The organism is Pseudochrobactrum algeriensis (assembly GCF_018436245.1).
GTDB lineage: Bacteria > Pseudomonadota > Alphaproteobacteria > Rhizobiales > Rhizobiaceae > Pseudochrobactrum > Pseudochrobactrum saccharolyticum.
In genome coordinates, this window is sequence record NZ_CP075361.1 from 410,919 (window position 1) to 436,407 (window position 25,489).

Below are 25,489 nucleotides of genomic sequence, written 5' to 3' on the forward strand. Positions count from 1 at the left end.
CCCGTTATCGCGGGGTAAATGCTTGAGATAATTGTCAGGCTGCGGCCTGATCTGCAGGTTCATCAGCGGCTCCGGCTGCACGTTCCCAAGCCAGCGTATTGCGGCGATAGAGTACAAACAGAGCAGCCACAACCACAGCCAGCACACCGATACCGGCAACGCCAAGCCACTGAATTGCTTCAATGATAACATATGGAATCCACAGGAAGCCATCGACCACCGAAGTAATCTGCAAGGCATTATCCGGTAGCTTGAAGCCCGAAGAGACGGCGGCGCTGGTGAACAGCGGTGCCAGAGCATTGGCCACATAGAAACCGATTGTCAGCGTGATTGTGCCGACAATAACCATGCGGAACACATTGCCTTTCAAAAGCGGAGCGGTAAGCGCCACGATGAACGGAATAACCGCAAGGTCAGCAAACAGGATAACGCGGTTGCCCGGAAGGATAACCGAGAGCAGGATCGCAATCGGCACAAGGATCAGCGATGAAGAAATCGCAGCCGGATGGCCGATCAGGATTGCTGAATCAAGGCCGACCAGCAATTCGCGGTCGCCGGTGCGCTTGCGCACAAATTCCTGCGCGGCATCGGATACCGGCAACAGGCCTTCCATCAGAATTTTCACCATGCGCGGCAGCAGCAGCATCACAGCGGCCAGTGTCATACCGGTGCCGAGAACTTTAGCCAGTACCGTGCCGAAATCACCGGCATTGTAGAAAGCGATGGTTCCCAAAACCAGACCGATAATCAGGCCGAGCACCACCGGTTCCCCGAAAACACCGAAGCGGCGTTCAATGGTTTCTGTGCTGATATTGACTTTGTTAATGCCCGGAATGCGGTCGAGAACCCAGTTTACGACAATGGCAATCGGCAGAATTTGCGCCGATGCAATATGCGGCACGGAAATGCCCGGCACATCATAGAATTGCTGAACGGCACGCGCTGACCAGTCGGCAAACAGCAGCGACAGCGCGGCAACCAGAGCGGCAATGGCAATACCATAGGCCAGATTGTCGGTTGCGGCGACAACGAGCGAGCCGATAAAGGCGAAGTGCCAGAAGTTCCACACGTCAACATTGAGTGTGCGTGTCCAGCGCATCAGCAGTAATGCAATATTCACCGCGATGCCGACCGGAATAACCCACAGACCGACGGAAGAGCCGAAGGCAATGGCGGCGGCAGAAGGCCAGCCCACATCAACAATGTCACGTTTAATGCCGGTATTGGTAACGATTGCCTGAGCCACTTCACCGATCGAGGTGAACATCAGGCCAAGCACCAGATTGATACCGATAAAGGCAACGCCGATGGTGACGGCCGCGCGAAACGCCTTGCCGACCTTTGCCCCAAGGATGACGGCGATAATAAAGATCACGATTGGCAGCAGGACTGTTGGCCCCAGTGTATCAATCGCGGATTTCAAGCCATTCAGGAATTCATTCATATCTCCAAGCCTCCCGGGATATGTAAGAGCGTTATTATGTTGTGATGCAACATTTGTTTTTTAGTTAATACCAAAGTGTATCTGCGAAATTTATATCCAAGTCAATCGGGGGCAAATGTGACCTGAAGAATTTCGCTCTTAATAAGCCGTGTTTTTAGCGGAAAATATACAGAAATTTACGCAGCTCAGAATTTTTTCCTGATGCTGCGCATTGGTTTTCGTGACGCTGCTGCGGCGTGGTTTTACGCTTTTGTGTCGTGACCTGCGACTGTTTTACTGCAGATGAATTGAACAGAGGTATTGACTTGAATACAAATGTTCAATACCCGATTATAGAACTGATAAAATCAGACAGAGCGTCAAGCACCCAAAACGCTCTCAGGAGGAACTCATGACCACCAATGTTGCGCTGACAGGGCTTGCCCGCGATATGAAAGCCCGTGCTGATAGCGGCAGGCCAATTCGTATCGGCCTGATCGGATCAGGTGAAATGGGTACGGATATTGTGACCCGTGTTGCGCATATGCCCGGTATTGAGATTGGTGCTATTTCCGAATTGCGAGTGCCGAATGCGCTGAAAGCTGTCGATATTGCTTTTCAGGAAAGCGGTCATGGCCGCGAGGTTAATACGGCATCCGACCTGACCGCTGCTATGGAAGCGCACAAAGTTGCTGTTACCGACAATGCCGATCTGATCCTTGAGAATGATCTGATTGACGTGGTGATTGATGCGACCGGCGTGCCTGCCGTCGGTGCGGAAATCGGCCTGCGTGCCATGGAGCACGGTAAACATCTCGTCATGATGAATGTTGAAGCTGATGTGACCATCGGCGCTTATCTGAAAAGCGAAGCGGATCGCCTTGGCGTCACCTATTCGCTTGGAGCCGGTGACGAGCCGTCTTCCTGTATGGAGCTGATCGAGTTTGTTTCCGCTATGGGACACCCGATTGTCGCTGCCGGTAAAGGCAAGAACAATCCGCTCAATATTGATGCCGTGCCGGATGCCTATATGGAAGAAGCAATCCGCCGCAATATGAATGTGCGCATGCTGGTGGAGTTCGTTGACGGTTCCAAAACCATGGTTGAAATGGCGGCAATCGCCAATGCCACCGGTCTGGTGCCTGATAAGGCCGGTATGCACGGCCCTGCCGCAACCCTCGACCAACTCTCCTCAACCCTGATCCCTGAAAAAGACGGCGGCGTGCTCTCTCGTGTGGGCGTGGTTGATTATACTATCGGCAAGGGCGTGGCACCGGGCGTGTTTGTTATCGCGGACATGTCCCATCCGCGTATTTCCGAGCGTATGGAAGACCTGAAAATGGGCAAAGGCCCGTATTTCACCTTCCATCGTCCTTATCACCTGACCTCGCTGGAAGTGCCGCTGACCTGCGCCCGCGTCGTGCTCTATGGCAAGCCGGACATGGTGCCGCTGGATAAGCCGGTGGCTGAAGTCGCAGCTGTGGCCAAGAAGGATATGGCGGTCGGTGAAATCCTCGATGCCATCGGTGAATATTGCTACCGCGCATGGATCATGACGGCCGGAGAAGCCCGCGCAGCCAAAGCCATTCCATGTGGTTTGCTGCAGGGCGGTGTCGTTACTGCACCGATTAAAAAAGGTGAATTGATCACCTATGCTAATGCCGCTGTGGCAGCAGGTTCCAAGATCGCAGAATTGCGCGCCCGTCAGGACAAACTGGTCTACGGCGCCTGACATTATTGAATTTGATATACGGCCTCATCAGGCCCCCGTTCTGATGAGTGCCTTGAGGAGTAAACTTTGATGGCTCAGGTCAAAAAGGCTCAGACGGACGACGGCGCGAAGGGTGATTTGCGCAATCTGCCCTTTGCTTTCCGTGAATATTCACCGGAAAAGCTGAAAGAAGCGCTGCATAAAATGTATCTGATCCGCCGCTTTGAAGAAGGCGCGGAAGAAAGCTACACCCGCGGACTTATTCACGGCACTATGCATCTGTCCATCGGGCAGGAAGCCAGCGCTATGGGCATCTGCCTGCCGCTGGAAGAAAATGACATGATCGGCTCGACCCATCGCGGTCACGGGCATTGTATTGCCAAAGGTGCTGACATTGGCCGTATGTTTGCCGAGTTCTTCGGCAAGGAAACCGGCTATTGTAAGGGGCGCGGCGGCTCCATGCATATTGCGGATGTTTCCAAGGGCAATCTCGGTGCCAATGGTATCGTCGGCGGCGGTATTCCGATTGCTGTCGGTGCTGCGCTGTCGGCCAAGAAACAGAAAAACGGCAAGGTCGTTATTTCCTTCTTCGGTGACGGGGCCAACAATGAGGGCGCGTTTCACGAGGCGCTGAATATGGCCTCGGTCTGGAAACTGCCGGTGGTTTTTGTTTGTGAAAACAACGGCTATGGTATGTCCACCTCGACCAGGCGCTCGACCGCGGTTGAAAATATCGCTGACCGTGCTGCCGCCTATAATATGCCGGGTGTGATTGTTGACGGCAATAATCTCTCTGATGTGGCCGAAGCTGCCCATGAGGCGATTGAGCGGGCGCGTCGCGGTGAGGGTCCGACCCTGATCGAGAATAAGACCTATCGCCTGCGCGGCCATTCCAAGAGCGACCGCAACCGTTATCGTACCAAGGAAGAGATCGAGGATTGGGCAACCAATCGTGATCCGATTGCCCGCTTTGAGGCTGATCTGAAAACCTACGGCCTCATTGATGATGCCGAAATTGAAACAATCCGCACCAATGTCGAAAAAGAGATCGCTGACGCTATCGAGTTCGCCAAGAACAGCCCGTCACCGGATCTCTCCAATCTGACACGCGATGTATACACGGACTGATAGAAAAATGGACACGACAATCCGTGAGTTGAGTTATTCGCAGGCTATTCAGGAAGCGATGGCAATCGCCATGGAGCGCGATGAACGCGTTTTCCTGATGGGTGAAGATATTGGTGTTTACGGCGGTGCTTTTCAGGTCACCGGCGATCTGGTGCATCGTTTCGGTGAAGACCGCGTGATGGATACGCCGATCTCCGAGCTTGGCGGTGCCGGTGTTGCCGTCGGTGCTGCACTGACCGGTATGCGCCCGATTTTTGAATTCCAGTTCTCTGATTTTGCGGCGCTCGCAATGGAGCAGATCGTTAATCAGGCGGCAAAAATCCGTTATATGCTGGGTGGTGCGGTTTCCGTGCCGCTGGTGATGCGCTTTCCTGCCGGCTCCGGCACCGGTGCCGCAGCGCAGCACAGCCAGAGCATTGAGGCGTGGCTTGGCCATGTACCGGGTCTGAAAGTTGTTCAGCCGTCTACCCCTTATGATATGAAGGGCATGTTGCTGGCAGCAGTAGAAGATCCTGATCCGGTGATGATCTTCGAGCATAAGCTGCTTTACAAAATGAAGGGCGAAGTCCCTGAAGGCTATTACACCGTGCCGCTCAACAAGGCGAAAGTGGTGCGTGAAGGTACAGACCTGACCATCGTTGCCTCGGCAATTATGGTGCATAAGGCGCTGGATGCGGCGACTGAGCTGGCCAAGGAAGGCATTAATGTTGAAGTGATCGATCTGCGCTCTGTGCGCCCGATTGACCGCGAAACCATTATTGCCAGTGTGAAGAAAACCTCGAAACTGATGTGCGTTTACGAGGCGGTCAAGACATTGGGCATCGGCGCTGAAATCAGTGCGCTTGTCGCTGAAAGCGATGCATTTGATTATCTTGATGCTCCGATCATTCGTCTTGGCGGTGCGGAAACACCAATCCCTTATAATCCTGATCTTGAACGGGCAACGGTGCCGCAGGTGCCGGATATTCTCAAAAGCGCCCGTGAACTTGTGAAGGGGGCACGCTAGTCATGGCGGTTGAAGTCATCCTGCCTAAAGTTGATATGGATATGGAGACCGGCCAGATTTCGCGCTGGTACGCCAAGGATGGCGATACGGTCACCAAAGGTCAGTTGCTGTTTGAGATTGAAACAGACAAAGCCGCTATGGAAGTGGATGCACCGGCATCCGGTATTCTCGGCGATGTGTCCGCTGCGGAAGGTGCAGTCGTACCGGTCGGTCAGGCTGTTGCATGGATTTATGCTGAAGGCGAGGAGCGGAAAGCTGCCAGCAAACCGGTTTCAGAACCGGCTGTTGAACCGCAAATATCGCCTTCAGTCTCTGAAGCCCCCGCTGTGCAGCCGGTTGTTACCCCCGCGCCGGTTGCACAGACTGAAATTGCAGGCATTCGTGCGACTCCGCTGGCGCGCAGGCTGGCGAAAGATGCAGGCCTTGATCTGAATGCGATACAGGGTTCCGGTCCTAAAGGCCGGATTCAGAAGAAAGACATAGAGTTCAGCTTGGCAATTGCGGCACCTGCTACTTCGCCGGTGCAGGTCACCGCATCCCGTCCGTTTGTCACATCTCCGGCGCAAGCTGCGCTCAATGCGGTCTGGTTGCGCCAAGGTGAAAGCGGGCAGTTGCCAATTGTGCTGATCCATGGCTTTGCGTCAGACCTCAATAGCTGGCGCATGTTGCTGGCCGGCGGTACTTTACGCAATCCGGTTCTGGCGCTTGATCTGCCAGCCCATGGCGGCTCACCGCGCTACGTGCCGGAAAGTATTGATGCGATTGCGGCCAGTGTGGAAGCAACGCTGGCAGCGCATGGAGTTGAATCCTGTATTCTGGTCGGTCATTCGATGGGTGGTGCAGTTGCGGCTGTCACAGCTGCACGCGGCATTGCGGATGTGCGCTCGCTGGTGCTGATTTCCTCTGCCGGTCTCGGGCCGCAGATCAATGGTGCATTCCTCAACGGTCTGGTGCAGGCCAAAAGTGAAGCAAGCATTGTACCCTGGCTGAAAGAACTGTTTGCCGATGAGAATATGCTCTCCAGAGCCTTTATCAACGCAACGGTTGCGCAGGCACAGGATACGGAACTACGTGCAGCACAAGCCGGTATGGCGGCGCATTTATGTGCGGACAATACGCAGACATTTGAAATCCGCTCAAGCCTTGAGAGGCTGGCAATTCCTGTGCGGCTGATCTTCGGTGCGCAGGATCGCATTATTCCTGTGGCTCATGCCCATGGCCTGCCGGGAGAGGTGGGTGTGCATGTGTTCCGCAATTGCGGACATATGCCTCAGCTGGAGCAGCGTGATGTTGTGCTGCGTATCATCGGCGAGTGCAGCAGGGCAGCACAATAAAATTGCAGAAAACAGGCTGCATACCGTTCCCTCTGTATAGCCTGTTTTTCTGATCCCACCCCCGCCGGATGCAAGGCTTTCCTTTCCATCCTGCGGGGGATTTTTTAGTTCTAGAGCATAATTCCTTAAACTTGGATCAGTTTAAGGTAAAATTATGCTCTACTTTTAAAGTGTTAGAACGACCTTTGTGCGCCCAACGGGGCGCCCGACGCTCTAATTATGCGATGGCTGCGTGAGTGCAACGGCAGGATTGTCTGCGCCGAGTGCACGCTGCACTGCCGCGCGTGCCGAGGCAAAATCCGGCATCACCCAATTGGGTTCCTGTCCCAAAAACTTGTCGAGAAAGGCGATGGCAAAGCCCGGCATTTCAGACGCATTTTCTTTATATGTCCACCAGGTGCGCAGATCATTGGCGCTCTGGTCAATATCGGGGCTTATGCCGAATTCTTGTTCCTGTATCGCGGCAATCGCACAGATACAGTAATTGGTATAGAGAAAACCTTCCGGCCAGAAGCGGATGATTTCGTTCAAATTCTCCATCTCGCCGGTCAGAACTTTATCCGGCGCATTCACGGCTCTGGCGGGGCTGAGGCGGATCAGCTCTTTAAGAACCAGACCGGCGGCAAAAATAATGAAATCCTTGCGGTCAACAGCAGCATAATGCTTGTTCTGATTGACCAGCTCGATCCAGTTGAGAAAGGCTTCCGTCAGGCGTTTTTCATCAATATCATAGCGCATACCGGTCATTTCGGTAATCAGACCGGCATGTTTACGCAAAGTCGCCCGAAACCAGCGCAGCTGACGCAGCCTGTGCCGTAAATCAGGCACATTTGCCATCTGGTTTTTGAATAGCAGATCCATCATGAGCTCTTTCTTGTATCGGTCTTTTATGCGGGCACTTTATTGACAGTAATCATAAGCGATGACAGGAGAAATGTCATGGTCCATTCGCTTTGATCTGCGTGTAATGAATTATACATATTGACATTAAAAAAAACAAATGTTCTCTAATTCACTCGGGAGAATGAGCTGATGACGGGTTCAGAGGCAGTCGGGAGGATATCGTATGGCGATATGGCAATGGGCATTATTAGCTTTGGCATTGCTCTGGGGTTTCCAGTCGCTGGGTGTCTGGTTCCAGATGCGTCACTATACCGATGTCATGAAGGGCATCAGCAATAAATACAAAGACGGATATGTTGGTGCCGGTCATGTGCGCGGGCGTTTTGGTAAGGGCGTTATTGTTCTGATCGTGGTGGATCGTGATCTGGTTGTGCGCAGATTGCTGGAGATGAGTGGTCGTACAGTCTTTGCCAAATTCACCCGTCGTGATGCTTTTGAAGGGCTGACACTGACCCAATTGCGGGAGCAGCTGGAACAGGACAAATTTCAGCCGGCTGTGGCACATGCGGTGCGCTCTGCAATCGAACAGGCTGAAAGGCTGGCTGATACGTCTGACGGAGAGACCGGACTAACCGGTCTGAAGACAGCGGAAGCCTGAACTAAAAAAGAGTAGGGGAGGCCGCATGTCCGGTGCGGCAATCAGGGAGGTAATATGTCAATTACAGCAATGTTGGCACAACATGCCGACGTCACCATGCAATCCCTGCATCATGCGGGGGGGCTGGTATCCGACGCAGTGTTAAACGCAGGGCTGCACAGCAAAATGGCGGTGCAGCAAAGCGGCAATGATCTCGTGGTATTGGCGCAGGCCAGCACCGATACGGGAACAGCGGCTGCAACCGGCGGCAATATCACTGTCGATCAGTTCCGTGAACGCCTGCAAAATGTGCAGCAGGAAGAGCAGCTCGGCTGGCTTACCGCTTTGGGTAAACACTTTATCGGTGTGTTCCAGAAGGGCGGCGAGGTTCTGACCGGCTTTGTTACCGGTATCATCCCGACACTGATCGTGCTGATGACCGCTTTTTACGCGATCACCGAACTGGTGGGCGAAAAGCGCGTGCATGGTCTGGCACGCGGTGCCGGACGTATCGCGCTGACCCGTTATACGGTTTTGCCTTTGCTTTCGGTCTTCTTCCTGACCAATCCAATGGCCTATACATTCGGCTCGTTCCTCGAAGAAAAGCACAAGCCTGCATTTTACGATGCTGCGGTTTCCTATGTGCATCCGCCGCTTGGCCTGTTCCCGCATATCAATCCGGGCGAGTATTTCGTCTGGGGCGGCATTCTTGTGGCGCTGTTGGAGCTGGAAAAGAAGGGCGCAGTGCCGGGCGGTTATCATATCACTGTGGCGATCTGGTATGCGCTGGTCGGTCTCGTAGTGATCCTGCTCAAAGGTATGCTGACAGAACGTATTACCGCCATTATGGCGCGCCGTCAGGGCATTGAGCTCTGAGGGGCGGGAGGGGAACATGGCAAAAACCTATAAATCCGTAACAATTAATCCGGGTTCCGGCGGCTGGGGCGGCCCGCTGACCATTCAGCCGACCGAACAGCGCAACAAGGTTGTTTCTGTCACCGGTGGCGGTATTCACCCGATTGCCCGTCAGATTGCAGACCTGACCGGTGCTGAAGCGGTTGACGGCTTTAAAAGCCCGCCGATTGAAAGCGAAATGGCTGTTGTAATCGTGGATTGCGGCGGCACGGCACGTTGCGGTGTCTATCCGCGCAAACGTATTCCGACCGTTAATGTGATGCCGGTCGGCCAGTCAGGACCATTGGCACAGTATATTACCGAAGATATCTATGTGTCGGGTGTGAAGTCTGAAAATATTGCCCTTGCAGATGGTTCCGCACCGGCGGCTGCTGCTGCGACACAGACCAAGGCTGAGGCACCTGCTGCACCGGTTGAACAGCCTTCTGAGGGCGGTCTGATCGGCTTTATCAGCAGTGTCGGCCGAGTGATGGGCGGCATTGTCGGCGTATTCTTTAATGCCGGTCGCCGTACCATCGATCAGGTTATCCGTAACGTATTGCCGTTCATGGCTTTCGTTACCATGCTGATCGGCTTCATCCTCTATACCGGTATCGGCGATATTCTCGCACAGCCGCTGGGGCCGCTTGCCAATAATATTATCGGGCTGCTGATCCTGTCCGCAATCTGCGGCCTGCCGTTTCTGTCACCGGTTCTCGGACCTGGTGCAGTGATTGCGCAGGTGGTTGGTGTGGCAATTATCGGGCCGCAAATTGCCAATGGCACGATTGCTCCGGCAATGGCTCTGCCTGCACTGTTTGCCTATAACACGCAGGTCGGTTGTGACTTTGTACCGGTTGGTCTGGCATTGGGTGAAGCCAAGCCGAAAACCATCGAGATCGGTGTGCCTGCGGTTCTCATCAGCCGTCAGATCATGGGGCCGGTTTCGGTGCTGATTGCATGGGCTGTGAGCCTGATGGTTCTTTAAAATAACACATACAATACAAAGAGCGGTCTGGTCGCCAATGACTGGCCGCTCTTGCAAAGCAGAATAGATTGAAAGGTTCCGCCATTATGACAATTTCTCTTAAAACGCGGATTACCGCTGTGGGTCCTGAAGTGGCGGATCTGGCTGAAGGCGGCGTAGTTATCCTGTTTGCTGACGGCTCTCCGTCAGAACTGGCTGAGGTTTCTGTGCTTCATGCGGTGGAAGCCCAACCGTCTGCTGAAGCCCCTGCAACCGGCGCAAAGATCAGCATCGGTTCTCTTGAGGCGACGATTACCTCTGTCGGCTCCAGCGCGTGGCAGAAAGTGCTGGATATCGGCCATGTGGTGATTTCGTTCAACGGTTCTGAAAGCACCGAGCGTCCGGGAGAAATTTGCGCTTCCGAAGTGGATACGCAGGCGCTGGTGGCGCAATTGCAGACCGGCACCGCGATTATCATTCACGCATAAATTCAGACTATTGAAACAGGTATAGCATGGAACGCTCGACAATCGTACGGGTGCATGAAGGTTTACATGCACGGCCGGCTACCCGCTTTGTAAAGCTTGCCAAGAGCTTTGAATCGGACATTGAGATTGCTAAAGCGGACAAAAGCGTCAGCGCAAAAAGCTCCGTGAAGCTGATGCTGCTCGGCGTTAAGGAAAATGACACGGTGACCGTGCGTGCCGAAGGTGCGGATGCGATTGAGGCACTGGAAGCGCTGATCGGCTATCTGGAAAATCCGCTGTCGGGTCTGGATGAAAATGCGGATGCTCCTGTTGTTGCGAGCGCGCCTGCATCTGTTGAACCAATAGTTCCGGCTGTTACGCTGGCAGAGCCGGAAGAGACCGGTTTCATCACCGGTATTGCCGCCAGTGAAGGCGTGGCAATCGGTGAGGCCTATCCGTTTTTCCCGCCGGAAATCTCTGCTGATAACCGCACGTTGAAAACCTCTGAAATATCCGCAGAACTTGCCCGTTTTCATGATGCTGTCGCGCATGTCCAGCAGCGTATGGATGCGGAGCTGAAAGCGGATAATCTTGCCGAGAGCGATCGCGGTATTATTGCGGCATTGAAGGATATTGCTGCGGACGAGACTTTGCTTGATGAAGCAACAGGACTGATCCGTGGCGGGCTGGATGCACTCTCAGCTATGCTCGGTGCCAGTGCAGCCGTTGCCCGTCAGTTCTCAGAGATTGATGACCCTTATCTCAACGCCCGTGCTGATGATGTGCAGGCCGTTGGTCGTCAGATTTGTCTGGCGCTTCTGGGACAGCAGGATATCAGTCTGGAAGCCTTGCCGGATGGCGCTATTCTGATTGCTGAAGATATCGGTGCATGGGATTTCGCCCGCGCACCGCTGAAAAAAATCGGTGCGATTGTCTGTGGCCATGGCGGCGCAACTTCCCATGTGGCGATCATTGCCCGCACTCATGGTATTCCGGCGGTGCTCGGTCTGGGTAAAGCGGTGCATCAGCTGAAAGATGTGAAGCAGATTGCTGTTGACGGCAGTAAAGGCCGTGTCGCGCCGGATCCAGATGACGTAATCTGCGCGGATTTCAAGCAGCGTATTGCAGATGCGAAGGCTGAAAAACAGGCTTTGGAAGCCTATCGCACCATGATCCCGCAGCGGGCCGATGGTACAGTAATTGAAGTTGCCGCCAATCTCGGTGCACTGGAAGAGATTGAGGTGGCGCAGGCAGCCGGTGCGATGGGTGTCGGCCTGTTCCGTACCGAGCTGCTCTTCATGAAACATATGCATCTGCCATCGGAAGATATGCAGACGGAAACCTATTCAGCTTTGCTGAAAGCTTTTGCACCTTATCCTGTGATTGTACGCACGCTTGATATCGGTGGTGACAAGCCGATTGCGGGCATTGAATTTCCGCAGGAGGAAAATCCGTTTCTCGGCTGGCGCGGTATCCGTATGTGTCTTGACCGGCCGGATATTTTCAAGCCGCAATTGCGTGCCTTGCTGCGTTCTGCCGTACATGGGCAGCTTAAAGTCATGCTGCCGATGATCTCGGATGTGGCGGAAATCCGCGCAACCAAAGCTTTGATTGAGACATGCAGACAAGAACTGCTCAGTGAGGGCAAGGTTTGCGGTCAGTTTGATCTTGGCGTGATGATTGAAACGCCTGCCGCTGTTTTTGCTGCACAACAGCTGGCACAGGAAGCCGCTTTCTTCTCAATCGGCACCAATGATCTGACCCAATATGTTATGGCTGCAGACCGGCTTAATCCGACTGTTGCCAAGCTGAATGATGTTTCACATCCGGCGGTGATGGCCGCCATTGAGATGACTGCAAAAGCAGGCGTGCAAGCCGGTATTATGGTGGGAATGTGCGGTGAGGCGGCAGCAAGGCCGGATCTGATTGCAGAATTTATCCGCATGGGGCTGACAGAACTGAGCATGAGTCCCGCTTCAATCCCGCGGGCAAAGAAGCTGATTTCTGAGCTTAAATAAATTTAAACACCGCCGTAAAATACATTCTTATGGCGGTGTCTTGTCTTTACGGCAGATGAAAAATCAGTGTGGCAAACAGTTTTTGCAGTGCTGCTTCATCCTTGTTGTGCAGGCTTTCAAGAATACGTTCGCCGCGTGCTTCCACTGCCAGCAGGGCGCTTTCCAAATTATCAATATTTTCCATATCGACCGGTTTGGCTGTTGCCAGACCACAGGCCAGACTAATGGCCGCAAAACCTGAAATCAGGGCTTGTTCGGACAGGGTGCTGGACTGGCGCACCGGCTGCTGGCGCAATATTTCCTGAAACAGCGCCGTGCACAGTCTGGCAGTCTGCTGGATTACATCAGTTTTCGGATCATGCAGGCGGGCAATATCCGCACTATAGCGCTGTTTCATGTGATTATAGACCGACATGAAAACGGCTTCCTGAATCAGCACGTTTTCTGCTTTGTTGCGACGCAACACGGCCTTGGTCAGATAATACATATCGCGGTGAAACGCGCGCTGTCCTTCTTGTCCGCTTGTGAAATAGAAGCGCAAACCCTGCACATCCGGCGCAGTGTCATGAATGGACGGATTGTCGGAAACCAGAGAAATCGAGATATTTTCAGCGGTGCTGAATGCTTTATCCATCACGGTTGCGGCAACATGTGCAGCACGGTTGAGGACAATATCCGGCAGGATTGCCGGTTCCGCAGCCTCATTCTGGCCGTGACGGGTACGGCGCAGGGCATAACGCAGGCCTCGCAGCTTGTCTTTGATACTGACGGCGATGTCGTTCGGAATGTCCTGATGCATGGTCGTTCATCCTGCGCGCATGATGCGGGTATAACCCGAAATGATGACGGGATTATTGTTTCTTCATGGCTGAAAAAGCAATAAGCTGCGCGCAGAAAAACCTGCTTATCGGCCAGTCTTTCAGCAGGTCGTATAAGTATGTGCAAAATATTCGGGGAATTGGGTTGAAAAGCACAAAGCGCAAATCGGGTAATGTTCAGGAAACACCGGAATTTATCGTCGGATCAGAAGGTGTCGCCAGCGAGAATAAAACCAACAGGCTGCGCACCCGCGCGGCATGGATGTATTATGTCGAGCAGATGACCCAGAATGACATTGCGGATGTGCTTGGTGTCGGTCGCGTAACGATTGTGCGGCTGCTGGCCGAAGCCCGTGCCCGCAATGAGGTGAAGATCACGATTGAAGGCAAGCTGGCCGGTCTGACTGCGCTGGAAAGAATGCTGGAGCAGACCTTCGGGCTGGAGCGGGCAATCGTTGCGCCGCTGTCAACGCCGGAGACTGACCCGATTGTGCCGATTGCTGCTGCAACCGGTGCTTATCTTTCCGAGAAAGTACAGCACGGCATGCGCATTGGTGTAGGCTGGGGGCGCACATTATCCGGCACTTTGCAGCATATCGGTGCGCGTAGTCTTAATGATCTTAAAGTGATTTCGCTACTCGGCGGAATTGCCCAGCCGCGCCGGTTCAATCCGCCGGAATTTGCCTGGCAATTCGCGCAGATTTTTCAGGGCGAGGGCTATCTGATCCCCGCACCGGCACTGGTTGACAGTCAGGAAACGCGTGAGGCATTGGTTGAACGCTGCGGCCTGAAAGATGTTTTCGAAATGGCTGATGATCTGGACATGGTGCTGCTCAGCATCGGCGGTATTGAGACGGCCAGCAGTACATCCTATCGCGTCGGGCTGATTGATGAAGCGCAGAAGCGCTCTTTGATCGAGAATGGCGCAGTCGGCGATATGCTGTTCCATTTCTATGACCGCAATGGCGAGATCGTTTCCGATCCGGTGCATGAGCGCGTGATGTCGGTCAGCATGGATAAGCTGCAAAAAGCACCGGTGCGTATCCTCACCTCCGGCGGGCCGGAAAAAGTGGTGGCATTGCTCGGGGCGATGAAGCTGCTGAAACCGACTGTTTTCATCACCGATGAAATCAGCGCCGCAGAAATGTTGAAGAAATATCAAGCCGGCAATTAAAACTGTAACGCCCCCCTCCGCATGATTGAACGTTGGGGAGGGGGACGGCTTAGCCGGTCTGTGGATTAAAGATTTTTGATCGCATTGATGCGGTCGATACCACCGACAACCGGTGCGAAATCATCCCATACGTTTTTTGCACCGGCCTGCCACTGGTCATAATTTTCCGGTTGCAGTACCTGCGCACCATGTTCCTTGGCTTTGGCAATCGCCGCGCTTTCATCATCAACAATCAGCTGATTAAAATAGCCGGTGGCTTCTTGTGATGCTTCCTGCAGCACCTGCTGTTGCTCGGTATTGAGACCGTTCCAGAAATTGGCAGAGAAATAGACCACACCCGACGCCCAGATATGGCCGGTTTCAGTGACAAACGGCACAACCTCATAGAGCTTGAAGCTCGCATAGGCTGATTTTGTCAGATCCATCGCATCGGCAACGCCGGTTTCCAGTGCATTATAGGTTTCGGTGATCGGAATACCCACCGGCGTGGTGCCGAAATTGCTCCAAAGCTTGGTATGCAGCGGGCTTTGAATAACGCGGATGCGTTTGCCTTTGAGTTGTTCCGGTTTGGTCACGGCTTCCTTGGTCAGCAAATGCCGTGCGCCGTAATTGATGAAGCCGATGGCAATGAAGTTCTGCGCTTTGAGCTTTTCCTTCAGATCATTGCCAGTCTCGCCCTGCACGGTTTTCAGCACATGGTCTGCATCTTTGAACAGGAATGGCAGGTCAAGAATTTGCAGCTCCGGCACCCAGCCGGAAAGTGCGGAAACGGTAGAGAGGCTGCCTTGCACGGAACCAAGGCGGATGCCCTCAGCCACTTCCTTTTCACCGCCCAGAGCACTGTCTTTGACGATGTTGAAACGGAACTGTCCCGGCAGTTTTGCTTCTACGAGATCACGGATTTTCAACCAGATTTTGGTTTCCGGCTTATCATCGCCAAACAGCGAAGCGATAGTGATCGATGTTTTGGCCTGTGCCGTGCGGATGAGAGCAGGCATGGCAAGGGCGGTGGCAGTGCCGAGTGTGGCAGTGCGCAGAAAATGGCGGCGGTTAAGCGTAATCATAGCGGGAAAATCCTTATGAGAGCAGGTCAGATGAGCAGAGCCCATGCGCCGAGAATGACGAGAGAAAACAGAAGAGCGATGAAATAGGGTGTCATGGCTTTGAAGAGAGCGGTGGCGGGAAGGCGGGTCACACCACTGACCACAAAGACCAGCATGCCGACAGGCGGGGTCAGTCCGCCGATCATGAGATTGACCACGAGAATGACACTGAACATTACCGGATCAATACCTGCTGCCACTGCAATTGGCAGAAAGATCGGGCCAAACAGCAAAATGGCAGCACCAATATCGAGCACAAGGCCGACAATCAGCAATACGAGATTGATGGCAATCAGAATGATGATCGGGTTCGCGCCAAGACCGTTGACCAGATCGGAAATCGTGCCAGAAATATCATCCACTGCCAGCAGGAAAGCGAAAGGGCTGGCCGTGCCGATAAGTAAGCCGATAGCAGAGGCTTCTTTGCCGGATTGCCTGAAAATATCATAGAGCGAGGTAATGCCGACTTTGCCGATAACGGCCATAATCAGCGTGTAGAGCGCAGCAATGGCTGCGGCTTCTGTGGTGGTGACAACGCCCATGCGGATACCGACCACAACGATAATGCCAAGGCCGAAAGCCGGGATGGCACCGATGGCTGAATGCAGGCGTTCCTGTCCGCTGGCACGCGGCTGTGTCACCTGTTCGCGCACGGTCAGATGAATGGCAACGGCAAGGCAGAGAGCCATGATCGCACCGGCAAAAAAACCGCCGACAAGCAATGCGCCGACAGAGAGATTGGTTGCCGCTGCGAGAATGAGAAAAGCAATAGACGGCGGGATCACATTATCCAGCACAGAAGTTGCCGCAATAATCGCACCGGCCTGCGCAGGCGGATAGCCACGCTTCACCAGTTCCGGCTGGAAGGTTGCAGCGCCGAAGGCCGCATTGGCGACAGAAGAGCCGGAAGCACCGGAAAATAGCACACTGGTTAGCAATGTGGTTTGCGCCAATCCTGCACGGCGATGGCCGACAAGTGAGGAGGCAAATTGCACGATCTTCTGCGCAATGCCTGCGGCGGTAAGCAGGCTGCCCGCCAGCAGAAAGAACGGAATTGCCAGCAGCAGGAATTTGGAAACACCGGTTACGGTGGAAGACACAACTGCCGGTTCCGGCAAGGTGCTGCCAAAGGCAATGGCAATATATGCAGCAGCCAGAAATGCATGGGGCAAAGGTGCAGCAACCAGCAGTCCGGCCAGCGCAATCAAACCCAGCACAATGCTCGGGCTTAAATCCGTATCAATCTGGATATGACTGACAGCGATATAGAGCGCCGTTGCCAGCAGGCCGGCAATCAGCAGATCCGGTATTTTATTCTCGCTGATGCGCTGTAGCCCCAGCACAATCAGAATAAAGAACCCGCCGAGACCGAGAAAGCCGAAACGTATCCATTCCGGCAGGCCGAGTGTCGGAGAAATACCGCCAAGCAGCACAGCAATCCGCGCACTGCCGAAGCTGAGGATCAGCCCGCTCATCAGCGTGAAAGTGTCCGCAATAATAGCTGCGCCACGCTGACCCGAAGGCGAGAGACGGGATGTCACCAGATCAAGCCGCATTGCCAGTGCCGAATTGATTGCCAGCGGCGCACCAAAGGCAATCAATGCAACATAGAGCCATGTGGCCAGTTCTTCAGAGCCGAGAAGACCGGTATTAAACCCGTAGCGCAGCACCACTGTTGTCAGCACAATCAGCAGCAATGCGGCAAGGAGCGCGGCACAGATTGCACCCAGCAGATTTTCAATGCCGGTCAGCATTGTTCTGGCAAAGGATTGCACCGGTGTTATTGCGATCGCGGGATAGGTCTTCACTGTACTCATCATCAAGCCGGAACTGCCTTAGAGAGGTCGCGGTCAAACAGCGTTGACCATGTGTAATTCTTTGCTTGCTTTACTTCTGTCGAAACATCAAGACGCGGCAGCACAGTTTCCCCGAAACGATAGGCTTCTTCCAGCAATGGCATACCGGAGAGGATGAATGTTTCCACACCCGCTTCACGATAGGCTTCCAGTGTGCGGATAACCGTATCCGGTGAACCGACAATTGCAGTGCCCGGACCCGGACGCACAAGGCCGATACCCGCCCAGAGGTTTGGTGCAACTTCCAGATCACGTAAGTTTTCAGGCTTAACACCGCCATGCAAAGCACTCATGCGTTTTTGGCCAACGGAATCCGTGTTGGAAACAAAGCGCTGATTGGCAGCAATGGATGCGGCATCCATCTGCGCATAGAGATCATTGGCGGCTTCCCATGCTTTGGCATCGGTATCGCGCACAATCACATAAAGGCGGATGCCATATTGCATAGTACGGCCGAATTGCTTGGCACGTTCTTTAACCTTGGCAATTTTCGCACCAATCTGCTCCGGTGTTTCACCCCATGACAGGTAAGTGTCGGTATGCTTGGCGGAAACATCGAGGGCTTTATCGGAGGAGCCGCCGAACCAGAGCGGCGGCGGGGTAATCGTGTCGCCCACCGGCAGTGCCAGTTTGGCACCGGTTGTGGTGAAATATTTTCCCTGATAATCCACGCTCTCTCCGGCGAACAGTCTGTGCCAGATGGTCAGATATTCATCGGCCATATCATAGCGTTCATCATGGGGAATGTTCATGCCATAGGCGCCGAGCATTTTGGCATCACCCGATACGACATTGACCAACAGGCGGCCGTTGGAAAATTCCTGGAAACTCGCCGCCATTTTGGCAAGCAGGGTAGGGGCAATCAGACCCGGATGAATGGCAACGAGAAATTTCAGCCGCTCCGTATAAGGTAGCAGCGAATTGGCCAGCCCCCAGACATCATGGGCACCAGTGGCAAAGAGTGCGCCGGTATAACCCAGCTGGTCATAGGCCATGGCAAGCTGCTTGTAATAACCGAGATCAACCTTGCGGGAGCCTTCCGGCTTCCACGGATAGGCACCGTCAGGTGCGCACATATACCAGAAAATATTCATATCATTGTCCGTATTCTTAAATTGCGGTGATGTGGCGATCAGGCAGCCTGCGGATAAATCTGCGCAAGGCGGTCAAAATGCCCGTGACGATGCAGAACTTCTGCTTCTGTCTGCTGTTCTGTGAGAATGGTTTCATCCGCCGGAATGACAGTGAAATCGCGTGAGGCAATCACCTTTTCCCAGCCTTGCAGGCTGGCTTCCGTTGCGCCGCTTTCCACCAACCTGCGGGCGGCCTGATGCGGATCGGCAGTGATTTCACGGCCGATACGTGCCAGTTCCTGCGCAATTTTCAGGCGGGTTTGGGCATCAAACCCGCTGCTTTCCAGCGTCCAGAACAAAGAGCGGTTGGGAATAGTAGAGCCGCAGCGCGAGAGCAGGCGGATATCATCGCGTTCAAGGGCATTTTCCAGACGCGGTGCCATGGCAATCCATGCATCAACACGACCGTCGAGCAGAGCTGGCAGGGCATCATTCACTTCTGGCTCGATGCGTTCAATATCGGTGAGGCTGAGGCCTGCTTCTTCCAGATTGCGTGCCAGATAATAAGTCTGGAAAGAGCCGTCTACCAGTCCGATGCGACGGTGTTTCAGATCAGATGTGGATTTGATCGGGCTGTCAGTGCGCACCAGAATGGCACCATTGGCAGGACGTGGGGCAGAGGCGGCGATATAATTGACAGGCAACCCGTCCAGAGCTGCAGTGATCGGCGGGGTTGAGCCGGTGCCGCCAAAATCAATCTTACCTTCTGTAATCAGTCTGCCGGTGTTGCGCCCTTCGCGATAGGCAACAAACTCACCATCCAGTGCGGCAAAGGCATCAGGCCAGACCTGTGCGATACGCAGATGCAGATTGCTGGGATGAACACCGATTTTCATAAACTGCCCTTTCAGAAGACAGGCAGAAACCGGAATTATCCGCCTGTGGTACTGAGATACAATTTACGTTTTTGTAAAATGAAAGCCAAAGCGGGCTGTTCTAATTTTGTGCGGCTTTGTAACGGATTATTCTAGTTTTTGGCATGTGCGCAGGTCATAATTTTTAACGCTTGAATTTATAACATATTGATTAATATCAGTTATCAATATATTTTTTTATAGAATGTTTGCGCGTGGTTATAATGAGAGGTTTAATGACCAAGCCGGTTGCAGCCCGTTTATGCCGTTCGGTCACCACAGCGAGTGACCTGCTCAAGCTGATTGCCAATGCAAACCGGCTGGCGCTGGTCTGTTATCTGATGGAGCAGGAAGCGCAGGTCGGTGAGCTGGAAGCGGAACTGCGTATTCCGCAGCCGAGCCTGTCGCAACAATTGAGTATTCTGCGTGAAGCAGGTGTCATTGTCTGCAGGCGCGACGGCAAGACGATGATCTATAGTGTGGCCGACCCGCGCGTTGAGCAGATTGTTCTGCGGCTACGGGAGATTTTTGACGGGCTGGAAGATGTGACCGGACGGAATATGACAAGCCGCCAAACATCCGATGCGATGCCCGACCTGATGCCCGACCTGATGTTTGACTGATATGATTGATCTCTACACATGGATTACGCCCAACGGGCTGAAAACCTCCATTGCACTGGAAGAATTTGGCTTGCCCTATCAGGCGCATGCAATCGACCTGACCAAAGGCGAGCAGTTCTCTGAATACTTCCGCAAGATCAGTGCGGGCTCTAAAATTCCGGCGATTGTCGATCATTCAAACGGGCTGACATTGCTGGAATCCGGTGCGATCCTGACTTATCTCGCAGAGAAGACCGGCCGGTTTTTGCCAGCATCAGGTGCTGAGCGTTATGCGGTGCTGGAATGGGTGTTCTGGCAGGTTGGTGGTTTTGGCCCCACGCTTGGCCATGCGCATTATTTTCTGACCTATCATCCGGATGTGGCACCGGCAGCTTCCGCGCTTTTCGCTCATGAAACCAAGCGGCTTTACGAGAAGCTGGAGCAGCATCTCAACGGTAAAGACTATCTGGCAGGAGATTATTCCATTGCTGATATGTCGGTCTGGCCGTGGGTCTCGCGTTTTGAACGTCATAAAATCAATCTCAATGATTATCCCTCCGTCCGGCGCTGGTATTTGCAGATCGCACAGCGCGAAGCTGTGCAGCGTGGCTATCGTGTGCCGGTTTTTACGGGGGAGATTCCTTTGCCGCCCCCGCTGACACATGAAAATTCTGAGGAAAGACTATGACTGCGCCCCGCATAACCGGATTTTCCGGCAACCTGACCAGCCCGTCAAAAACCCGTGGCTTTGTTGAACATATTGCCGGACAGGCAGCTTTGTCCCTCGGCGGTGTGTTATCCGTCTATGATATTGCCGATCTGGGCGCGTCGTTTCCTGCTGCGCGCTGGCCATCGCAGCTTGACAAGCAGGCTTCTGACATTGTGGATGAAATTGCCGCTGCTGATCTGCTGGTTGTCGGTACGCCGACCTATAAAGGCAGCTATACAGGGCTGTTCAAACATTTCTTCGATCTGCTTGATCCGAAATTACTGCGTGGCAAACCGGTCATTCTGGCTGCAACCGGCGGCGGTGATCGCCATTCGCTGATTGTCGAACACCAGTTGCGTCCGCTATTCGGGTTTTTCGAAGCTTTTGCACTGCCGACCGCGATTTATGTTTCAGACCGCGATTTTACCGATGGTACGCTCAGCAATGTGCTGATTGAGAACCGCATTGCGCAGGCGGTTTCTGAAGCTGTGCGTGTGGTTTCCGGCCATCATTATCAGCAGCAGGCGGCTGAGTGAGTATCTCACTCAGCGCAGCATAATCAGCGCCATTCCGGCTACCACCAGCAGAGCGCCAAGCCATGCACCATTGGCGGGGCGCTCACCGGTACGCAGCCATAGCAGCGGCAGAATAATCACCGGTGTTGTCGCCGAGATGGTGGAGACAATACCGACTTTGCCGCCGGAGAGCGCAAAGAGCAGCAATGTCATGCCGAGTGCCAGCGAGAGAAAGCCGGTCAAAGCGGTGAGGAAGGCAATCTTCAGCGTAAAAGGCTTTTTGGGTTTGAGCGCCGGAAACGGCAATTGTGTCAGCACGGTCAAGCAGCAGGCGGCAATGCCAACACGCAATAGCGAGGCCAATGCCGGATCAATCCCGCTGGCCATGACAGGGCGGGCGATAATCGAGCCGATGGCCTGACCGGTTGCTGCCGCCAGCCCCAGCCCGACACCGATCCAGAGCGGGCCTTTGATCTTTTCCCATTCATGGATTTGCGCACGGCGCTTGCCGAACAGAATGGCCAGTAGTACGCCGGATATAGTGACGGCGATGCCGAGCACACCCATAGGCGATAATGTTTCATCCAGCAGCAGCCAGCCAAGCACGGCGGCAATCGGTGCATTGAGCGCAAACAGAATACCGGAGCGGCGGGGTCCAAGGCGGTTCAGAGCGGTGAACAGCAGAGAGTCGCCGACGAAAATCCCGATCAGGCCGGAGAGCAGCAGCGGAACTGCACTGTCCCAGCTGAGGTCACGCCATGTACCGGAAATCAGGACATAGACCAGCAATAATCCGGTGACGAAAACCTGTCTGCCGCGGTTGAATGCCAATGCGCCGACATGACCGGCGGGAATGGCAGAAATAATACCTGTAAACGCCCAGCAAGTCGCGGCTCCGAGTGCGGCGAGTTCATATACAGGCATAGTCGTGATCCGGATGCAGGATGAGAAATGTTTGAATAACAAAGGCTTCTACAGATACAAAGCCTTGCCGTCCAATCATATTGCGCAGAGCGGATCATCAAAGTTTCAGATCAGATCATGTCTTTATGCGATGACCGGATTTGATCATGCTCCTGTTGCTCTTGCTTACAACATAAAAAAAATGTGGCCGCGAAAATCGCAGCCACATTCATGATTTCAAATTGTGTTCGTAACTTATGGAGTTACGTCAAAACCGAACCATTTTTCGGACAGCTTTTTGATTGTGCCGTCTGCTTTTGCGGCTTCAATCGCTTCGCTGAACTTCTTCTGCAGCTCAGGTTCGTTCTTACGCAGACCAACGGCAACGCCGCGACCCAGAACGCCGCCTTTAAAGTAAGGACCGGTCAGAACGATATCTTCATTGCCTGGCTTTTTCGCAGCATCGGCCAGATAGGCCAGCGACGCTACAACCAGATCAACGCGGCCGGACTTCAGATCCAGATCGTGTTGTTCAGTAGTCTTATATTCGCGGATATCAGCGGAATCTTTGAAATAGGTGTTGAGCAGTGTCAGGCCGAGCGAAGCGGTCTGTACGCCAACAGTGCGGCCTTCGATTGAAGTCGAAAATTCGCCGATGGCTTTCTTGGTGGCTTCATCTTCATTGGCAAGGAACAGAGTTTCGCCGGTATGCGGCAGTTTCGCATATGGGCTGTCTTTCAGCGTTGCGAAAGTCTGTGGTGTCAGGCCGTAGGAGACCGAGAAATCAATGGTTTCTTCGCGCTTTGCAGTGGCGGTCAGACCAGCCATGATCGCGTCGAATTTACCGGCATTCAGAGCAGGGATCATGCTGTCAAATGGTGTTGCAACGAGCGTGCATTCCACTTTCATATGATCGCAGAGATATTTGCTCAGCTCGATTTCATAACCGTCGAGTGTGCCGTCCGGCTTGGTGAAGTTGTACGGACGGTAAGCACCTTCAGTTGCGATGGTTACTTTTGTCCATTCCTTTGCCTGTGCAGTGACGCTGGCCGATACGGCGCCGAGCAACATTGCAGAAGCAAGAAGCGATTTGGTGATGAGGCTGATTTTCATAGAAGCACCCTGTTAGATAATTGTTTTAGTTCGATCAGGCCGCATTTTCGTGGCTGATGAATTTGCGGAAACGTTCTGACTTGGAATTGGTGAAGACTTCCGACGGTGCGCCGTCTTCTTCAACCTGACCCTGATGGACAAAGATAACGCGGTTGGACACGTCACGGGCAAAGCCCATTTCGTGAGTCACGACCAGCATTGTACGGCCTTCTTCAGCAAGTCCGCGCATCACGCGCAGAACTTCACCTACCAGTTCCGGATCAAGTGCGGAAGTCGGTTCGTCAAACAGCATTACTTTTGGCTTCATTGCCAGCGCGCGGGCAATCGCTGCACGCTGCTGCTGGCCACCGGACATATGCGACGGATAGTAATTGCGCTTATCGGCAATACCGACTTTCGCCAGCAGTGCTTCCGCTTCTTCAATGACTTCAGCGCGGTTGCGCCCCTGCACATAGATCGGCGCTTCAATTACATTTTCCAGAATGGTTTTGTGTGACCAGAGATTGAAGCTCTGGAAGACCATGCCGAGTTCCGAGCGAATGCGCGAGACCTGTTTCTTGTCGGTCGGGTAGCTTTCGCCTTTGGAGTTCTGCGCCATCTTGATGGTTTCACCGGAAATGGTGACCGTACCGGATGTCGGTGTTTCCAGAAGGTTGATGCAGCGCAGCAATGTGGATTTACCCGAGCCGGAAGAGCCGAGAATGGAGATCACTTCACCTTCGCGGGCTTCGAGCGAAATACCTTTCAGCACTTCGACCTGACCGAAATTCTTGCGCAGGTTTTCGACTTTCAGCGCGACCGGTGCGGATGCGGATACTGTATTGCTCACGATGCTTTTCCTTCAGTAGGAATATTGGCCGGTACGCTGACAGGAACAGGCTGACGCAGATATGGCGTCAGGCGGTATTCAGCCAGCAGCAGAAGACGGGTCAGAATGAAGTTGATGGACAGATAAATCGCACCGGCGACGACAAAAACTTCAATCGCGCGATAGCTCTCGGCAATCAGCTTGGCAGCAATACCGGTCACTTCCATCAGCGTGATGATCGAGGCCAGCGAGGTGGCTTTGACCATAGAGATCATTTCATTGCCATAGGCAGGCAGTGCCTGACGGATAGCAAGCGGCATGACCACGCGGCGGAAAGCGGTGAAGCGGGACATGCCGCAGGCTTTGGCTGCTTCAATCTGGCCATGAGGCACGGACAGCAGGCCGCCACGGATGATCTCGCCGGCATAGGCGGCAGTATTCATCGTCAGAGCGATAACCGCACACCAGTAAGGTTCACGCAGGATCGGCCACAGGAAAGAGTGACGGATCGCCGGAAACTGGCTGAGGCCGTAATAGATGATGAAAATCTGTACCAGCAGCGGTGTGCCGCGGAATACAAACACATAAATACGAGCAATCCAGTCCAGCACAACATTGCCGGACAGGCGCATCATCGCGATGACCAGAGCAAGACAGGCACCCAGTGCAATCGCAGTCGCGGCCAGTTTCAGGGTCAGAGGCAGACCTGCCAGCATGGCGACAAAAGATTCAGCGAAGAATTCAAAACTCATTGGGCTCTCCTCACGCCGCGGGAGAAATAGCGCTCAGCAGACTGCAGAATGCCGCCTGAAACAGACGAAATCAGCAGATAGAGGGCACCGGCGATCAGGAAGAAGTTGAATGGCAGACCGGTTGAACCGGCACCGATCTGTGCCTGACGCAGCAGTTCCACAACGCCGGTCACGGAAACCAGAGCGGATTCTTTCAACGATACCTGCCACACATTGCCAAGGCCCGGCAGCGCATGACGCAGCGACAGAGGCGCAATGATACGGCGGAATTTCAGCCAGCGACCCATGCCGCATGCGGTTGCCGCTTCCAGTTCGCCTTTGGCAACGGCTTTGAACGCACCGCGGAAGACTTCCGTGTGATGCGCGCCGCAGGAAATGGCGATAGCCAGCATGCCGGCGAGAAAGCCCGGAAAGCCGAGGAAACCTTCAGCGCCGAACAGTTTGCCGATTGCGGTAATCGCTGCACTGCCGCCGAAATAAAACAGATAGATAATCAGCAGGTCAGGAATGCCGCGGATAATGGTTGTATAACCATCCGCGATGGTACGGGTAATCCGTCCGCCTGAGATTTTTGCCCAGGCACCGAACACGCCGATGACTGCGCCGAGCAAAAAGCCGGTCACAGCAAGGGCAACACTCATTAATGCGCCGGTGAGCAGAACTTGCCCCCAGCCGTCAGGCCCGAAGCTGAGGATTTCAAAAAAGCTGAGTTGCTTCATAA

Annotated in this window: 25 protein-coding genes; 13 read left to right on the top strand and 12 right to left on the bottom strand. The window is 53.8% G+C overall.

Annotated elements, in window-relative coordinates; translation table 11 throughout:
- Positions 1–34: 34 nt before the first annotated feature.
- Complete coding sequence (locus KHQ09_RS03990; protein ID WP_022710187.1) at positions 35–1,444, bottom strand: PTS galactitol transporter subunit IIC; 1,410 nt, start codon at positions 1,442–1,444, stop codon at positions 35–37.
- 391 nt (positions 1,445–1,835) lie between these two features.
- Between KHQ09_RS03990 and KHQ09_RS03995 the strand changes: the two genes are divergently transcribed.
- The 4 genes from KHQ09_RS03995 (at position 1,836) to KHQ09_RS04010 (ending at position 6,602) form a co-directional block, all read left to right on the top strand.
- Positions 1,836–3,155, top strand: coding sequence for an NAD(P)H-dependent oxidoreductase (locus KHQ09_RS03995; RefSeq protein ID WP_116086583.1), 1,320 nt, complete (start codon positions 1,836–1,838; stop codon positions 3,153–3,155).
- A 69-nt stretch (positions 3,156–3,224) separates the two neighbouring features.
- Positions 3,225–4,262, top strand: coding sequence for a thiamine pyrophosphate-dependent dehydrogenase E1 component subunit alpha (locus tag KHQ09_RS04000; protein ID WP_213596455.1), 1,038 nt, complete (start codon positions 3,225–3,227; stop codon positions 4,260–4,262).
- Positions 4,263–4,269: 7 nt separating this feature from the next.
- Positions 4,270–5,268, top strand: a complete 999-nt coding sequence (locus tag KHQ09_RS04005; RefSeq protein WP_116086587.1) for an alpha-ketoacid dehydrogenase subunit beta — start codon at positions 4,270–4,272, stop codon at positions 5,266–5,268.
- Positions 5,269–5,270: 2 nt separating this feature from the next.
- On the top strand, positions 5,271–6,602 hold the full coding sequence (locus KHQ09_RS04010) for an acetoin dehydrogenase dihydrolipoyllysine-residue acetyltransferase subunit (RefSeq protein ID WP_213596457.1): 1,332 nt from the start codon (positions 5,271–5,273) through the stop codon (positions 6,600–6,602).
- A 213-nt stretch (positions 6,603–6,815) separates the two neighbouring features.
- On the opposite strand, the gene KHQ09_RS04015 is transcribed toward KHQ09_RS04010, so the two are convergent.
- A complete protein-coding gene (locus tag KHQ09_RS04015; protein WP_116087187.1) occupies positions 6,816–7,463 on the bottom strand; it encodes a hypothetical protein in 648 nt (215 codons plus the stop codon).
- Between the two features lie 205 nt (positions 7,464–7,668).
- Between KHQ09_RS04015 and KHQ09_RS04020 the strand changes: the two genes are divergently transcribed.
- From KHQ09_RS04020 to ptsP, 5 genes are all read left to right on the top strand, one after another.
- Positions 7,669–8,103 carry a transcriptional regulator GutM gene (locus KHQ09_RS04020; protein ID WP_213596466.1) on the top strand — a complete coding sequence of 145 codons (435 nt, stop codon included), beginning with the start codon at positions 7,669–7,671 and terminating at the stop codon, positions 8,101–8,103.
- A gap of 54 nt (positions 8,104–8,157) precedes the next feature.
- The gene (gene srlA, locus KHQ09_RS04025; protein WP_122092352.1) at positions 8,158–8,958 is read left to right on the top strand and encodes a PTS glucitol/sorbitol transporter subunit IIC; all 801 of its coding nucleotides are present in this window, start codon (positions 8,158–8,160) and stop codon (positions 8,956–8,958) included.
- A gap of 16 nt (positions 8,959–8,974) precedes the next feature.
- Positions 8,975–9,964 (top strand): PTS glucitol/sorbitol transporter subunit IIB, encoded by a 990-nt coding sequence (gene srlE, locus KHQ09_RS04030; RefSeq protein ID WP_213596468.1) that lies wholly within the window; start codon positions 8,975–8,977, stop codon positions 9,962–9,964.
- 86 nt (positions 9,965–10,050) lie between these two features.
- Positions 10,051–10,431 (top strand): PTS glucitol/sorbitol transporter subunit IIA, encoded by a 381-nt coding sequence (locus KHQ09_RS04035; RefSeq protein WP_213596470.1) that lies wholly within the window; start codon positions 10,051–10,053, stop codon positions 10,429–10,431.
- Between the two features lie 26 nt (positions 10,432–10,457).
- Positions 10,458–12,428: a phosphoenolpyruvate--protein phosphotransferase gene (gene ptsP / locus KHQ09_RS04040; RefSeq protein WP_213596472.1), complete on the top strand. Its 1,971-nt coding sequence runs from the start codon at positions 10,458–10,460 to the stop codon at positions 12,426–12,428.
- Positions 12,429–12,474: 46 nt separating this feature from the next.
- Here the strand turns inward: ptsP and KHQ09_RS04045 are convergent, their stop codons facing one another.
- A complete protein-coding gene (locus KHQ09_RS04045) occupies positions 12,475–13,227 on the bottom strand; it encodes a hypothetical protein (protein WP_213596474.1) in 753 nt (250 codons plus the stop codon).
- Positions 13,228–13,391: 164 nt separating this feature from the next.
- On the opposite strand from KHQ09_RS04045, the gene KHQ09_RS04050 reads away from it, so the two are divergent.
- Positions 13,392–14,420 carry a sugar-binding transcriptional regulator gene (locus KHQ09_RS04050; protein ID WP_028233451.1) on the top strand — a complete coding sequence of 343 codons (1,029 nt, stop codon included), beginning with the start codon at positions 13,392–13,394 and terminating at the stop codon, positions 14,418–14,420.
- A 65-nt stretch (positions 14,421–14,485) separates the two neighbouring features.
- On the opposite strand, the gene KHQ09_RS04055 is transcribed toward KHQ09_RS04050, so the two are convergent.
- From KHQ09_RS04055 to KHQ09_RS04070, 4 genes are read right to left on the bottom strand one after another with little or no spacing between them, the layout of a single operon-like run.
- Entirely contained in the window at positions 14,486–15,484 is a 999-nt protein-coding gene (locus KHQ09_RS04055) for a TRAP transporter substrate-binding protein (RefSeq protein WP_213596476.1), read from the bottom strand.
- 26 nt (positions 15,485–15,510) lie between these two features.
- On the bottom strand, positions 15,511–17,340 hold the full coding sequence (locus KHQ09_RS04060) for a TRAP transporter large permease (RefSeq protein ID WP_213599789.1): 1,830 nt from the start codon (positions 17,338–17,340) through the stop codon (positions 15,511–15,513).
- 2 nt (positions 17,341–17,342) lie between these two features.
- Positions 17,343–18,473 carry an LLM class flavin-dependent oxidoreductase gene (locus KHQ09_RS04065; RefSeq protein WP_116086604.1) on the bottom strand — a complete coding sequence of 377 codons (1,131 nt, stop codon included), beginning with the start codon at positions 18,471–18,473 and terminating at the stop codon, positions 17,343–17,345.
- 38 nt (positions 18,474–18,511) lie between these two features.
- Positions 18,512–19,348: an ABC transporter substrate-binding protein gene (locus tag KHQ09_RS04070; RefSeq protein ID WP_213596478.1), complete on the bottom strand. Its 837-nt coding sequence runs from the start codon at positions 19,346–19,348 to the stop codon at positions 18,512–18,514.
- Between the two features lie 254 nt (positions 19,349–19,602).
- Here KHQ09_RS04070 and KHQ09_RS04075 point away from each other — a divergent pair, with 254 nt between their 5' ends.
- The 3 genes from KHQ09_RS04075 to msuE are packed head-to-tail and all read left to right on the top strand — an operon-like array spanning position 19,603 to position 21,213.
- A complete protein-coding gene (locus KHQ09_RS04075) occupies positions 19,603–19,989 on the top strand; it encodes an ArsR/SmtB family transcription factor (RefSeq protein ID WP_213596480.1) in 387 nt (128 codons plus the stop codon).
- A gap of 1 nt (position 19,990) precedes the next feature.
- Entirely contained in the window at positions 19,991–20,656 is a 666-nt protein-coding gene (locus KHQ09_RS04080; protein WP_213596482.1) for a glutathione S-transferase family protein, read from the top strand.
- Positions 20,653–21,213 carry an FMN reductase gene (gene msuE / locus KHQ09_RS04085; protein WP_213596484.1) on the top strand — a complete coding sequence of 187 codons (561 nt, stop codon included), beginning with the start codon at positions 20,653–20,655 and terminating at the stop codon, positions 21,211–21,213. The genes KHQ09_RS04080 and msuE overlap by 4 nt, the downstream gene beginning before the upstream one ends.
- A gap of 9 nt (positions 21,214–21,222) precedes the next feature.
- On the opposite strand, the gene KHQ09_RS04090 is transcribed toward msuE, so the two are convergent.
- The 5 genes from KHQ09_RS04090 to KHQ09_RS04110 form a co-directional block, all read right to left on the bottom strand.
- On the bottom strand, positions 21,223–22,116 hold the full coding sequence (locus KHQ09_RS04090; protein WP_022710167.1) for a DMT family transporter: 894 nt from the start codon (positions 22,114–22,116) through the stop codon (positions 21,223–21,225).
- A gap of 234 nt (positions 22,117–22,350) precedes the next feature.
- On the bottom strand, positions 22,351–23,208 hold the full coding sequence (locus KHQ09_RS04095; protein WP_213596486.1) for a transporter substrate-binding domain-containing protein: 858 nt from the start codon (positions 23,206–23,208) through the stop codon (positions 22,351–22,353).
- Between the two features lie 34 nt (positions 23,209–23,242).
- Positions 23,243–24,037 (bottom strand): ABC transporter ATP-binding protein, encoded by a 795-nt coding sequence (locus KHQ09_RS04100; RefSeq protein WP_075654253.1) that lies wholly within the window; start codon positions 24,035–24,037, stop codon positions 23,243–23,245.
- Positions 24,034–24,768, bottom strand: a complete 735-nt coding sequence (locus KHQ09_RS04105) for an ABC transporter permease (protein WP_022710164.1) — start codon at positions 24,766–24,768, stop codon at positions 24,034–24,036. The genes KHQ09_RS04100 and KHQ09_RS04105 overlap by 4 nt, the downstream gene beginning before the upstream one ends.
- The gene (locus tag KHQ09_RS04110) at positions 24,765–25,487 is read right to left on the bottom strand and encodes an ABC transporter permease (RefSeq protein ID WP_022710163.1); all 723 of its coding nucleotides are present in this window, start codon (positions 25,485–25,487) and stop codon (positions 24,765–24,767) included. Before KHQ09_RS04110 ends, KHQ09_RS04105 begins: the two co-directional genes overlap by 4 nt.
- Between the last annotated feature and the right edge of the window lie 2 nt (positions 25,488–25,489).